The following is a 13,986-nucleotide window of genomic DNA, read 5'->3' on the forward strand; positions in this document are numbered from 1 at the left end:
CCTAGTTTTTCACAACGTCATCCAAAAGCAGGAAGAACGAAGGCTGCAACGAGAAATTCTCGACGCTTTGGCTGGTCACCGCGTTCTGCTTCCAGTTGGCGACAAAGACCCAAGGCGCATCTTCCTGCACAATGGTCTGCATCTCTTTGTACAGCCGTGCGCGTTCGTCCTGATCTGTGGCAACCCGGGCTGCTTCAAGAAGTTCATCCACTTCGGGATTGGAATAATAGCCCGAGTTGAACCCGCCCTGATCCGGCCATGCGGCCGTGCGCAGCGCGAGGAAAGGCAACGTGTCGGGATCATTGGTCATCCACGCCATCTCGGCCATGTCCGCCTTGCCCTCAAGCCCAGGGTTCACTTCGCCAAGGAATGTATTCCACTCATAGGTCTCGATACTGACATCGAAGCCAACCGCTTCAAGATCAGCCTGAATGGCCGTGCCCATGGCCACCGGATCAAGCATCCCCGACCCACCCTCGGTCACTAAAAAGGTCAGTTCAGCCCCTTCTGCCCCAGCTTCGGCGATCAATTCGCGCGCGCGGTCAGGATCATAGGGATAGGGTTCCAACTCTTCGTTATAAGCCCATGCAAAAGCAGGCGGTGTCGGGCCAGCGGCCACTTCGGCCGTGCCTTCCAGAACTTCTTCCACAAGGGCTGTTTTGTTCACCGCGTAATTCGCGGCTTGCCGCACGCGCTTGTCGGCAAACGGACCTTCTTTGGCGTTCAGGATCAGAAACCAGACATGCGGTCCGGCCTGTTCATGCACCGTGTAGGCATCGCCTTGGAATTCGGACAATGCCACTGGCGGCACTTCGACCATCAGGTCGATGCCGCCCGCCAGCATTTCCGCTGTCCGCGTATTGGCATCGGTGATGGGGCGGAAGACAACCGCCTGCAGTTCCGGCGCACCATCCCAATATTCAGGGTTCGCTTCGATCACAACCGCCTCGTTCGACCGCCATTCGCCAAAGGTGAACGCCCCAGTGCCTGACGGGTTGCGGCCAAAATCTGCGCCGTGCTGCTCGACAGCAGCGGGCGACACGATAAGGCCGGTTGGATAGGCCAGGTTCGACAGGAACGGCGCATAAGGCCCGTTCAAAGTGAACTGAACGGTCAGGTCATCCACGGCCTCGACTGACTCAATGGAAGAAAAGAAAAACGCGAGCGGGAACGGCCCAGTATCGTGATACGGGTGATCCTCGTTCAGCATTCGGTCAAAGTTGAACTTCACCGCTTCGGCGTTGAAGGCGCTGCCATCATGGAACGTCACACCGTCACGCAGGGTAAATGTGTAGACCGTGCCGTCTTCGCTGATTTCCCAATCGGTGGCGAGCGCTGGCTCGACTTCGAGCGTTCCGTCTTTGTAGCGCACCAGACCGTCATAGACATTCATCAAGATGCGGAAATCGTTGACGGCAGTAACCGCTGCCGGATCAAGCGCTTTCGGCTCTGCGATCTGGCCAACGATCAAAACACCGGGTGGTGTTTGTGCGGTCGCCGGAGCAACCGCGCCCAGAGTCAGGGCGAGAGCTGTGCCAGCGGCCAACAGGCTGCGGCGGGTGACATGGAAAATCGACATGGGTGACGTCCTCTCCTGAGACTTCAGTTTTTATTTATCATGATAAATTGCATCAGGCCAAATTTTCATGATAAATTCAAGTCCAAGGAAAACGGAGCCGCCCATGACCATTTCAATTCTGGCTTTCGATGAAAAAACGGGCGCTTATGGCGGTGCCGCCACCACCGGAAGCTTGTGTGTCGGCGGCTGGGTTTTGCGTGGAGACCCCGAATCGGGAATGTCGGCATCGCAGGGGTCTCTGCCCAGTACGATGTGGGGAACGGATGTTCTGACCCTGATGAGAGCGGGAATGAGCGCCGCCAATGCGGTGAACCAGATCACCTCAGCCGACAGCGGCCGCGCCGAACGGCAATTGGCGGCGCTTGATCCGATGGGCGCGACCGGCCACTTCACCGGCGACAATAGCATTGCCGTGGCTGACGCGCGGACAGCCCGTCATGTGGTCGTCACCGGAAACCTTTTGGCGTCAAACGCTGTTCTGGACGCCTGCCTTGATGGGTTCATCTCGGCCAAAGGCTCTTTTGACACAAGGCTGATGGCCGCGCTGGATGCAGCCTCGCGCGCCGGAGGAGACAGTCGGGGGCTGCTGTCTTCGGCTCTGCTCGTGGTTAGCCGAGAACATCCGCCCATGAGCCTTCGGGTGGATTATTCGAAAACCCCGCTGGCTGATCTGCGCGATTTGCACCAACGCGGCACAACAGGATTGTACGGCGATTGGGTGACCCATGTGCCAACCCTAAGCGACCCGCATCGCAGCATGCCGTTTACCGCCACTAAGGACCCGGTCACTCAGCAATAAAGCGCTTCATGACCTCGGCCTCCTGATCTTCCATCAGGTCGCGCGCCATCTCCATATGGCTTTTCATAACCCGCCGCGCGGCATCAGCATCGCCGGATCGCAACGCGGCGATCAGATCCAATTGGTGATCACGCCCGCGCTTCCACAGGTCGTGGTTCGGGGTCGCATACAGACGCTTGTAAACAGTAAGGTCCGTCAGGATCTGCGCCATGAAGCTGATAAAGAAACTCAGCAGCGCGTTTTCCCCAAAATCCGACAACCGCGCGTGAAAGCGCAAGGATGCGACATGCTGCAACCGCTCTTCGCGGGCGTCTTTTGCAGGGGCCGCGTAGTTTTCCATGATCTCTTCCAACTCGGCCAATTGGGCGTCCGTGAGCTTGCCTGCCAGTGCGGCCGCCATTTCTGGCTCAAGCGACAAGCGCACCGCATAGATGTCGGCAATGGTGACATTCTGGAAGTAGAAATAATTCGCCAAAAGCGCATGCGCCCGGTCGCGCGACACCTCGCCCACGAAACTACCGCCACCCGGTCCGGTCTTGGTCTCAACCAGACCCTGCGCCTGCAAGATCCGCATCGCTTCGCGGATAGTGCCTTTGGACATCTGGAAGCGGGCGATCAATTCGGCCTCCCCGGGAAGCCTGTCACCAGGCATCAGCCCCTGCTCGACCACCCAATCCTTGATCGCCTCGGCCACCCGAACCGGACGGGACCGACGTTGCGTGCGTACGGGATGGTCTGTTTTGGTGCCCGGTGCCATCGGTGCCCTTAATTCAAACTGCCTCTTGGTAGACAGCCGCACCATGCAAGCAATTTATCATGATGAATTCAAGCCTCACGGCACGGCTCATCCCTCGACTGTCTTCGCGCTGCGCATGAAGAACGCATAGTAAAACACCGGGGCAGCAACCAAAGTTAGGATCGACGCAAATGCGAGACCGCCCATGATGGTGATCGCCATCGACTGAAAGAAAGCGTCCCAGATCAACGGCGTCATCCCCAGAATGGTCGTTGCCGCCGCAAGGATCACAGGACGAAGACGAGAGGTCGATGCCTCGACAATCGAGTCAGTGAGCGACTGCTTTGGCTGTTCATCGCGCACGATGTCGATCTCTTCGACCAAGACGATGCCGTTCTTGATCAGCATGCCAGACAGCGACAAAAGTCCGAGCAACGCGGTAAAGGTGAACGGTGCGCCGGTTCCCAGCAAGGCAAGGCTGACCCCGTTTACGGACATCGGCACAAGCAGCCAGATGATCAGCGGCTGTCGCAACGCGTTGAACAGCAGGACCGAGATAACGACCATGATGATCAGGCTCATGGGCAATTGCCGCCCAAGGCTTTCCTGCGCCTGACTGGAGCTTTCGAGCTCTCCGCCCCATTCCATCTTGTAACCCGGCGGCAATTCCATCGCCTCAATCGTGTCTGTCACTTCAGCCTGCACCTGTGCGGCGGTCAGGCCTTTGACAACATCGGCGCCCACGGTGATCGTCAGTAACCGGTCGCGCCGCATCAGCAACGTGTTCTGTGCCTCGAAGGTCAGACCATCCGTCACCTGTTCCAACGGCACAAAGCTTTGGGCATTCTGAGAATAGACAACGTGATCGGTCAGGGCGAGTTCATCACGCGGATCGGCGCGCAAGACAATCGGGATCTGCCGGTCACCTTCGCGGTAGACACCTGCGTCGATGCCCGTGGTCGCAAAGCGCAGGATCGACGTGATATCGTCGCGGGTGACGCCCGCCTCTTGGGCCCGGTCGGTGGCGTAAACAGGCCTGAGCACCAGCTCCTGCTCTCGCCAGTCTATGCGAGGCGCAACGATATTCGCTGACGCAGCGATAAATCGGTCCATCGCTTCGTCTGCCAGATCGCGCAGTATTTCCGGGTCCGACCCAGAAAAACGCACTTGGATCGGATCACCGCCGCCGGGACCAAAAGCCAACCGTTTGGCACGGAATTCACCCTGAGGCAGGGTCTGTGCTGCGAACGTCTCCAGTTCGGCAATCAGCGGTGCGATTTCCTCGATCGTGTTGGTGCGCACGATGATGTGGCCATAGCTCGGGTTTGGATCTTCGGCTTGATAGGTCAACATGAACCGATCCGCGCCACGCCCGACAAAGGCTGTTGAGGACACAACATCCTCTTGCTCAGCCAGCCACTCCTCGAAAACAGTCAGATCGCGCGAGGTTTCCTGAATCGAGGCCCCCTGCTCCAGCTTGTAATGCACAAAGAAGAGCGGCGTGTTGCTGTCAGGAAAGAACTGCTGCTTGATTTGGCCGAACAGCATGAAACATACCACTGTGATTCCAATCAGCCCAATGATCACCAGCCACCATGCTTTCAATGCACCACGCAACGCTGCGCCATACATACGGAATAATGCGCCACCATAAGCGTCGTCATCGCCACCCGCACCTTGTTTGAAAAAGTAGTGACCAAGCAGCGGCGTGGCGGTCAGGGCCAAAACCCAAGACAGCAAGAGCGAAATCCCGATTACGGCAAAAAGCGAGAACAGGAATTCCCCGGTCGCGTCCGGGCTAAGGCCAATCCCGGCAAAGGCCATAATGCCGATCACGGTGGCCCCCAGCAGAGGGGTCTGCGTCTTGCTCGCCGCCTCATCTGCCGCCGCACGGGAATCCTTGCCGCGCCGCATGGCGATCTGCATGCCTTCGGCAACCACAATGGCGTTATCTACCAGCATCCCCATCGCGATGATCAACGCACCCAATGAGATGCGTTCCATTTCGATCGAGAAGATCGACATGAAAAACAGCGTGCCGACAACGGTCAACAGCAGGGTGACTCCGACCACTATGGCTGCGCGCCATCCCATGAACAGGGCCAAGACGATCACCACAATCGAAACCGACATGGCAAGGTTGATCAGAAATGCGTTTGACGCTTCCTCGACCACGACGTGTTGCTGATAGATTGGTTGGAGCTCGATCCCGACGGGGATCTGAGGGGCGAGCTCTGCCAGTTTCGCATCAGCGCGCTTGCCCACATCGACAATGTTTTCGGACCCGATGCCCGCAATCCCGAGGGTAAACGCCTCAACCCCATTGTGGCGGATGATCAGGTCTGGCGTGTCTTCGCGGGCCCGGCGTACCTCGGCAAAGTCATAGAGGTTGAGGATCTCGCCGCCGACCCCAACCGTCAGCCCAGAGATTTCCTGAACCGTGTCATAGCCATCCGGCCCCTGAATGAGCGTGCGCCCGTCCACGTCTTGGATCGAGCCGCCATCGACCACCGAATTGGCGGTCGCCAGCGCGCCTTGGATGGCGGCAGGCGGAATGTTGAGGTTGGTGCTTAGCACCAAATCCGGTTCAACATATATGACCTCGCTCGGAACACCGGACAACGCCACATCCGCAACACCTTCAACGGTCAGCAGTTCACGCCTCAGGAAGGTTGACAATTCGTAGAGTTCAGCATCCGAAAAGCCTGGCGCAGTCACGGCATAGTAGATGCCATAGACGTCACCAAACCCATCGTTCACGAAGGGCCGACCAACACCGCTGGGCAGACGCGCGGCACTGACCCGGTTGCGCAGTTTGGTCCAGATTTCGGGCAATTCATCGCCATCATACTGGTCCTTCATATCCACGCTGATCCGCGACAGACCAGGCTGGTTGACTGACCGAACCTCTTTGACCTCGGACATCTTCTGGATTTCGGATTCCAGCGGCTCGGACACTTCGCGCGCCACTTGCTGCGCGCTGGCACCGGGATATTCGGTGATCACAACCGCGGTCTTGATGGTGAAGGCCGGGTCTTCGAGACGACCAAGACTGAAAAAGCCCCAGATGCCACCAAGCAAAGCCGCGAGCATGATAAGCCACGTGATGATCGGTCGGTCGATCGATGATTTTGCGATGTTCATGACGCGGCGCTCAGTTCGAGAAGCCAGAGAACCGCTTCACGCGATCCCCATCTGCCAATTGGCTGGCACCGCTCGCGACAATTTCTTCGCCCTGCGCGAGACCTTCGGTGACGCGTACGTCGCCGCGAATGGTCGGTTCGACGGTGACCGGACGACGCACGACGGTGCCTTCATCTGCACCGGTAGGGGTGAAAACCATTACATTGGTACTGCCGTCGTTTTCTGTACTGACCGCCGAGGCCGGGATGATGATATCCGAAGACCCGCCGTTCAACGTCGCATAGACCGTTACCGACGATCCCGGAAGGATCGTCTGACCCTCGGGCGGGGCCATGCCCAGCGTGATCTGATAGGTTTGCCCCACCTGCGAGGTTTCGGCGTTGAATTCGCGCGGAGTCACGGGATAGCGTTTCTCGTCGGTCGGGAATTGCGCCCAAAGGCCGATATCTGGGTCAGTGCCTGCGCGCTGAAAAAGCACTTCGGGCACGTCGATTTCGATCCGTAATTCAGACATATCATGCAGCCTTGCAATCGGTGTGCCTGCCGCGATGGTCGAGAAATTCGCAACACTGCGCGCGGCGATCAAGGCATCAAACGGTGCGAGCAACGTCGCATTGTTCAATTCACGTTCGGCATTGCGCACAGCAATTTCCGCCAATTGCAGCGATGTTTCCGCGTCGTCCACCGACACCTGACTGACAGTGCTTCCCTGAAGTTTCTGCAACCGCTCGACCGTACGTTCTGCCTGATTTCGCTGAACACGCGCCTGATCAAGTGCAAGCTCGAACGGTTCCAGATCAAGCTGTGCCACCGTTGTGCCTGTGGCGATGCGTTCGCCTTCGATCAGCGGCAATTCAACGATCTGGCCACCGACCTGAAACGCCAGATCAACCGTTTCCTTGGCCACCACATGCCCAAAGAACTGCCGCGTGACTGCGCTGTCTTGGGATTGCACCGCAATGATCTTGGCCAGTCGAATGTCCTGCGCCGCGATCATGGTGGGACTGACAAGCAGCAACAAACAAATAATCAGGCGGCGCATGGGGTCACTCCAATTCAGCTCAACGCTAGCAGGGCAACGACCTATGTCCTATGACGTTCCCTCATACGTTTCAGTTTATCTAAACTGATTAGTTCAGTTTGCCAGTGCAAACTTTGTGCGCCTGTCAGAATGCACTGTGCATGCACGCGCATCCGTTCTGTCAATACAGCAAGAACAGCGTGATTGCCGGGAAAAGAACCAGAAGGATCACGCGCAGAATATCAGACGCGACAAACCAGATTACCGCTTTGTAGGTCTCTACCATCGGGGTGTTGCGATCCATCGAATTGATGATGAAAAGATTCATCCCTACCGGAGGCGTAATCAGCCCCACCTCGACCACGATCAAAACAAGGATGCCAAACCAGATCGCGACCCATTCGGCCTCGATCCTGTTGGCCATGCCTTGGGTCATTCGGATATCGAGCGCGCGCATCTGGTCGCGGGTCAGTTCGGCTCCAGTGGCAATCGCCGTCTGGATGTTCTGCAACATATCCTGCGTCATGCCTTCGGGTATGCCCGCCGCCAGCACCTCGCGCGCGGCATCCGCCTGCATAACAGCAAGATCGACAAAACCGAAATCCATGACCGAAATCACCGGGAAAAAGATTGGGATCGTTAAGAGGATCATCGACAGGCTGTCCATCAGACAACCAAATACAAGGTAGAATAGCAGGATCATCGACAGCACCATAAAAGGGCTGAGGCCCATTTCGACCACCCAGTTTGACAATTCTTGCGGCACTTGAGTGAGCGCAAGAAACCCGTTGTAGAACGCAGCGCCCAGCACGATGAAAAAGATCATCGCGGTGCTGACGGCCGTCTGAATGATGCTCTGTTTGAACACATCCCAGCTCAGATTGCCCGACACCAGCGCGATCAGACCGGTGCCCGCAGCGCCAACAGCCGCACCTTCAGTCGGCGTGAACCAGCCAAGATAGATGCCCCCGACCACCACTCCAAACACCAACAACACCGGCCAAACGTCGATCAACGCGCGCAGACGTTCCGCGTATGGCACTGGCTCACGATGGCCTGCCGCTTCGGGATAGCGGCGCACATAGATCGAAATGGTGATCATGTATCCGATGGCAGCCAACAGCCCTGGAATGAACGCCGCCAGAAACAGCTTGGCGATGTTCTGCTCGGTCAGGATTGCGTAGATGACCAAAATCACCGATGGCGGGATCAGAATGCCCAAGGTCCCGCCCGCTGCCAAGGTCGCCGTGGAAAACCCACCGGAATATCCATTGCGCCGCAACTCTGGCAGCGCCACCCGACTCATCGTAGCTGCTGTGGCCAATGACGACCCGCAGATCGCCCCGAACCCGGCACAGGCCCCAACCGAGGCCATCGCGACTCCGCCTTTACGATGACCCAGCCACGATTCCGCTGCCTTGAACAGGGCCTGCGACATGCCCGACAGCGTTGCGAACTGGCCCATTAACAAGAAAATCGGAATAATCGACAAGGAATAGCTGGAAAACGTAGAATATGTCTCGGACTTGAGCCGCGCCAGCACCACGTCTGGACTGCCCAGCGCCAGCCAGAGCCCACCAATACCGCACAGCATCATGGCCAGCCCAATCGGCGCGCGCAGAAAGATCAGCACCAGCAAGACCGGGAAAGACCAGAAGCCCAGTTCAAGCATGGTCATGTCGCGTCAGCCCCGGACGACGGCAGGATCGACCGTCCAGTCGCCGCGTAGGTGACGCGACCGATAGAGCAGTAGACAGCGGTTATAGACGCCACCAGCGCCGCGACAAAGCTAGCCGCATAAGACCACCAGATCGGAAATTGCAGAAGGAACGTGGTTTCCCCATTGCCATACTTATCCGCAAGGCCAGCTGACAACCGCCATGTGATCAGCAGGATAATCAGCGTCAGCACCACATCCCAGAACGCGACAAGCCACGTATTCGTCTTCTCCGACAGGCGCGATGTAAAGGCATCGACCGTCGCATGCCCGGCATATAGCTGACAGATCGGAAGGAAGGCAAAAATCGCGAACGCGATCCCGGCCTCGACCAGTTCGAAATCGCCAGTGACCGGTCCAACGCCTGTGGCGATCAACCCGTCGGAAAAACCCTGCGACAGCCCCGTCAACCAGTCGCTGTGACCCATGGAGTTCAGCCCGCGCCCCAGGACCGACACGCAGGTTAACAGGACCAAAACTGTCAAAACAACGCCACCGACAATGGCCATCGCCCGAGCAAGGCGCTCAATCGCCGTTTTCATGCTGCTCTGCCCCCTGCCCGTAGTGTGCGCCGCCCAGATCACAACCCGGACGACGCGGCACGCTTTACTCCGTGTTGTGCTTTTCCAAAAGCTCATTCGCACGCGCGATGAGGGCATTTCCGTCGATGCCCTTTTCATCCATCTCGGCGATCCATTCCGCAGTTGTTGCCTCGGCTGCGGACCGCCACGGCGCGGCATCCGTTTCGTTGATCGTGATGACGTTGTTGCCCATGTCCAACGCCGCTTCGCGCGCCGGGCCATCGTCGGTCTGCATTTGCGCCCCGGCCATCCGGCTGAAATCAGCGCCGGATTGCGAGTCGATGGCCGCTTTCAGGTCATCTGGAAGGCTCTCGTACTTTTCCTTGTTCATCGCAAAAATGAAGGTGGTCGTGTAAATCGCGTTGCCGTCGAACTCTGTGTGGTTTTCGACCAATTCTGCAACCTTCAACGCGCCTGTCACCTCCCACGGAATTACTGCGCCGTCCACGACACCTTTGGACAGCGATTCAGGAATTGCCGGGACCGGCATGCCCACGGTGGTCGCGCCGAGATTGGTAAAGAGCTTGTTCGTCACACGAGTCGGCGCGCGAAGTTTGACCCCATTCAAGTCGTCCGGCGTTTCAATCGGATCGGCGCAGTGAATCACGCCAGGGCCATGCACCCAGACGCCCAGAACTTTGAAATCGGCAAAGTCCTGATCCATCATCTGTTCTTCGGCCAGTTCCCAATAGGCTGCCGACATATCGCCAGCGTCAGACATTGTGAACGGCAGCTCGAACACCTCGGCGCGCGGGAATCGGCCAGGCGTGTAGCCTGCAACGGTCCAGATGATATCGGCCACGCCATCGATCGCCTGATCGATCAGCTGTGGTGGTGTACCTCCAAGCTGCATGGACGGGAAATGCTGGATCTCGATCCGCCCGCCTGATGCTTCCATCACCCGGTCCGCCCACGGCACCAGCACATTTTTCGGCACGTTGGCCTGTGCTGGCAAAAACTGATGCATCCGCAACGTGACCTCTTGCGCAAAGGCCCCTGTGCCCAGCGTAAGCGCCAATGCGGTCGTCCCGGCGAGCGTGAGAAATGCGCGCTTGATCATAATGAACTCCTCCCTTTTGTCTGTTGGCATAAACGCACGAAGGCCACACAGAATCCAAGGGAAAACGAGCCATCGCAGCACATGGTCTTCATTCCCTCACATGGTGACGGGGCATGGCTGGCGTCGTGGTCAAGATTACGCCGTAACGGGTGGAACGCACGACGCAATTTCCACGCACCCCCCCCAAGCGTTCTGGACAATCCGCGCGCCACCAGCAAGTGTCTCAGTGAACAACGCACAGGAGATACCCCATGATCGAACGCCAGGACATTGGCCAACGAATGAGCAAAATCGTCAAACACAATGGCACCGTTTATCTCTGCGGTCAGGTTGGTGCCGGCGACACCGTCACCGAACAGACGCAGGATTGTCTCGCCCGCGTGGATGCGTTGCTGAAACAAGCCGGATCGTCGCGCGAACAAATGTTGCAAGCCATTATCTGGGTAGCCGACATGGCCGATTTCGCCGAAATGAACGCGGTTTGGGATGCCTGGGTGCCCGAAGGCAACGCCCCGGCCCGCGCCTGCGGGGAGGCCAAACTGGCCCGCCCCGAACTTAAGGTCGAAGTGATCGTGACCGCCGCTTACGAATAGAGCCCAGCGGTCTTGGCCCGCAATTGAACCAGCGCCAGCACCGTGTCGATTGTCGGTGTTGGCACCCCAACAACACGCCCCAGTTCCTGAACAGACCCCACCAGCGCGTCGATTTCCATCGGACGGCCTTGATCCAAATCCTGCAACATTGATGTCCGGTGCGCACCGACAGCCGCTCCACCATCAATCCGCCGTTCCACATCAATCGGGAACTTGACGCCCAGCGACTCAGCAATCTCTTGCGCCTCGAGCATCATGCCGCGAGCGACCGCACGCGTGCCAGGATCGGTGCACAGCACATCCAAAGTCGCATGGGTCAGCGCCGAAATCGGATTGAACGACAGATTACCCCAAAGCTTAACCCAGATTTCATCGCGCAAGCGGGGACGCACTGGCGCTTTCAAGCCCGCCGAAGACAAGGCTTTTGACAGTGCCATCGCCCGCTCTGATTTCGACCCATCGGGTTCACCAAGCGAAAAGCGATTGCCCTCGATATGTTTGACGACGCCCGGCTCTATCACCTCTGCCGCAGGGTAGACGACACAGCCCAAGACGCGGTCTGGCCCGAACCCATCCCATTGGGCATTACCCGGATCCACGCTTTCAAGCCGCGTGCCTTCGTGCTCTCCGCCAATCTTGTGGAAATACCACCACGGCACGCCGTTCACGCCCGACACAATTGTCGTGTTCGGCCCCATGAGCGGCTTCATCTTTTCAACAATCGGTGGCACCGAATGCGCCTTCAGCGTGACGATGATGTAATCCTGCTCTCCCAGATCAGCCGGATTGTCCGACGCGGTCACCGGCACAACGGTCTCTTCGCCACCCTCTTCGATCAGCTTCAGGCCATTGGCCTGCATAGCCGCCAGATGCGGCCCGCGCGCAACAAGGCTGACATCCGCCCCGGCTTGCGCCAGCTTCACACCCATATAGCCGCCAATGGCGCCCGCTCCGAATACACATATTTTCATCGCTCACCCCGATGCAATCCGCCGATATACCGCGAACCGCTCCTCCTTCATCTTGCCAAGTAAACTCCCGCCGGAGGGTCCCACCTGAGCCGCCCGGCGCTTCATCAAACAGCGGATCAGGCCGGCTCTACCAGCCCCAACTTTTCTGCCAAACCAATGCGCTGCATTTTGCCTGTCGCCCCTTTCGGGATCTCGTCGAGGATAATCACCTTTCGCGGCACCTTGAAGTCGGCCATCCGCTCGGCGGCAAAGTCGCGGATGTCTCGCTCTGTCGTCTCCGACCCATCGGTCAGAACGACCGCGGCAGCCACCTCTTCGCCCAGCTTGGGATGCGGCAGCGCAAAGGTCACCACTTGCGCCACGTCCGGGTGATCCAGCAACACGCCATCCACCTCGAGCGGCGAGACCTTTTCGCCGCCACGATTGATGATCTCTTTCAACCGGCCGGTCAGATGCAGGAACCCGTCAGCGTCGAACGCGCCCTGATCACCGGTGCGGAACCAGCGTTTGCCGTCAGCGTCAAAAAAGTTCTTTGCGTTGGCATCGGGGTTGCTTTCATAGCCCGGCGTCACGTTCGGACCAGAGATCACCACCTCACCGGTGCCATCAATCAGGATATTGTCTGCCTCATGCGCCACGCGCACCTCGGGGCCAGCCGCCACACCCACCGCGCCGGGCTTTTGCCGGTCAAACGGGTTGCAGCACATCTGATGTGCCGCCTCGGTCATGCCATACGCCTCGATCACCGGTGCGTTGAATGTCTCGCGCAGCGCTTCCATGACCTGCGCGGGCAGTGACGCCGAGGATGACCGCAGGAACCGCAGTGGCACCTCTTCGATGACATCCGCGTTGCGCTTGGCCCGGCTCAGGATCGCCTGATGCATGGTGGGAACGGCGGTGTACCACGTGGGCGTTGCGTCACGCATCCAGCCAAAGAAACGTAGCGCGTCAAAACCCGGCGCGCACCAGATGGACGCACCAACCGACAAAGACCCTGAAACAGCCGCCAACAGTCCATGGATGTGGAACAAAGGCATCACGTTAAGGCAACGGTCCTCTGCAGACAGGTTCAACGACGTAGCAATGTTGTGCGCCGATGCGGCGACATTCGACTGCAACAGCGGCACGATCTTGGGCCGCGAGGTGGTGCCAGACGTGTGCAAGATCAACGCGACATCATCATCTGTCGGGTCGCTTGCGGGCAATGCATCACCCGTTGCACCATCAGCAGATAACGTGAACGATCCCGCCGGCGCGCCTTCGGTTACAACCGTGCGCAACACCATAAGGCCCAAGGACTGCGCAGCGCCAAGCGCCGGGCCATCATAGCCATCTGCCAGCACAATCGCTTTGGCCCCAAGGTCTTCGAGGTAGAACTTGTATTCATCCTCACGGTACGCCGGGTTCAAAGGCGCCGTGGTCGCCGCTTGCGCGATGGTCACAAAAGCCGATGCCATTTCAGGCCCGTTCGGCAGCACAATCGCCACGCGGTCACTTGGACCGATGCCAAAGCCGCGCAAGCTTGCGCTGACTTCAGCTGACAGGTCGCGCAACCCGCCATAGTTCATCCAATCCCGTCCGGGTGCCCCCAGCGCCAGTGCGTTGGCGTCATGTCCCTCTAGCAGTGCTTTGACGTTGGTAGCCATGCCCTGTCCCCTTTTTCATCAGATATTCAGATTATTCCGCCAGTGCGATGCTCTGGCGTCCGTCCCAGTGCAGATACTTAACGAAAGGACGCACAAAGAAAAGTGCTGCAATGGCATTAAACGTCCCTGACAGTGGCCA

The 13,986-nt window shown here is 58.4% G+C and carries 11 protein-coding genes; 2 read left to right on the plus strand and 9 right to left on the minus strand.

Annotated elements, in window-relative coordinates:
- Position 1: 1 nt before the first annotated feature.
- A complete protein-coding gene (locus ACTG4M_RS12050) occupies positions 2–1,579 on the minus strand; it encodes an ABC transporter substrate-binding protein (RefSeq protein WP_439123909.1) in 1,578 nt (525 codons plus the stop codon).
- Between the two features lie 103 nt (positions 1,580–1,682).
- Between ACTG4M_RS12050 and ACTG4M_RS12055 the strand changes: the two genes are divergently transcribed.
- Positions 1,683–2,378: a DUF1028 domain-containing protein gene (locus ACTG4M_RS12055; RefSeq protein ID WP_439123910.1), complete on the plus strand. Its 696-nt coding sequence runs from the start codon at positions 1,683–1,685 to the stop codon at positions 2,376–2,378.
- On the opposite strand, the gene ACTG4M_RS12060 is transcribed toward ACTG4M_RS12055, so the two are convergent.
- From ACTG4M_RS12060 to ACTG4M_RS12085, 6 genes are all read right to left on the minus strand, one after another.
- On the minus strand, positions 2,365–3,135 hold the full coding sequence (locus ACTG4M_RS12060; RefSeq protein ID WP_439123911.1) for a FadR/GntR family transcriptional regulator: 771 nt from the start codon (positions 3,133–3,135) through the stop codon (positions 2,365–2,367). The two genes, ACTG4M_RS12055 and ACTG4M_RS12060, sit on opposite strands and share 14 nt — an antisense overlap.
- Positions 3,136–3,222: 87 nt before the next feature.
- Positions 3,223–6,258, minus strand: coding sequence for an efflux RND transporter permease subunit (locus ACTG4M_RS12065; protein ID WP_439123912.1), 3,036 nt, complete (start codon positions 6,256–6,258; stop codon positions 3,223–3,225).
- Positions 6,259–6,268: 10 nt separating this feature from the next.
- Entirely contained in the window at positions 6,269–7,300 is a 1,032-nt protein-coding gene (locus tag ACTG4M_RS12070) for an efflux RND transporter periplasmic adaptor subunit (RefSeq protein ID WP_439123913.1), read from the minus strand.
- 160 nt (positions 7,301–7,460) lie between these two features.
- The gene (locus ACTG4M_RS12075) at positions 7,461–8,957 is read right to left on the minus strand and encodes a TRAP transporter large permease (RefSeq protein ID WP_439123914.1); all 1,497 of its coding nucleotides are present in this window, start codon (positions 8,955–8,957) and stop codon (positions 7,461–7,463) included.
- Positions 8,954–9,538 (minus strand): TRAP transporter small permease, encoded by a 585-nt coding sequence (locus tag ACTG4M_RS12080; protein WP_439123915.1) that lies wholly within the window; start codon positions 9,536–9,538, stop codon positions 8,954–8,956. Before ACTG4M_RS12080 ends, ACTG4M_RS12075 begins: the two co-directional genes overlap by 4 nt.
- 64 nt (positions 9,539–9,602) lie before the next feature.
- Entirely contained in the window at positions 9,603–10,640 is a 1,038-nt protein-coding gene (locus tag ACTG4M_RS12085; RefSeq protein WP_439123927.1) for a TRAP transporter substrate-binding protein, read from the minus strand.
- A gap of 248 nt (positions 10,641–10,888) precedes the next feature.
- Here ACTG4M_RS12085 and ACTG4M_RS12090 point away from each other — a divergent pair, with 248 nt between their 5' ends.
- Entirely contained in the window at positions 10,889–11,230 is a 342-nt protein-coding gene (locus ACTG4M_RS12090; protein ID WP_439123916.1) for a RidA family protein, read from the plus strand.
- On the opposite strand, the gene ACTG4M_RS12095 is transcribed toward ACTG4M_RS12090, so the two are convergent.
- Both ACTG4M_RS12095 and ACTG4M_RS12100 read right to left on the minus strand, forming a co-directional pair.
- Positions 11,221–12,201, minus strand: coding sequence for a 2-dehydropantoate 2-reductase (locus ACTG4M_RS12095; RefSeq protein WP_439123917.1), 981 nt, complete (start codon positions 12,199–12,201; stop codon positions 11,221–11,223). The two genes, ACTG4M_RS12090 and ACTG4M_RS12095, sit on opposite strands and share 10 nt — an antisense overlap.
- 116 nt (positions 12,202–12,317) lie before the next feature.
- Positions 12,318–13,847, minus strand: coding sequence for an acyl--CoA ligase (locus ACTG4M_RS12100; protein WP_439123918.1), 1,530 nt, complete (start codon positions 13,845–13,847; stop codon positions 12,318–12,320).
- Positions 13,848–13,986 lie beyond the last annotated feature (139 nt).

Source organism: Marivita sp. (genome assembly GCF_965656765.1).
Classification (GTDB): Bacteria; Pseudomonadota; Alphaproteobacteria; order Rhodobacterales; family Rhodobacteraceae; genus Marivita.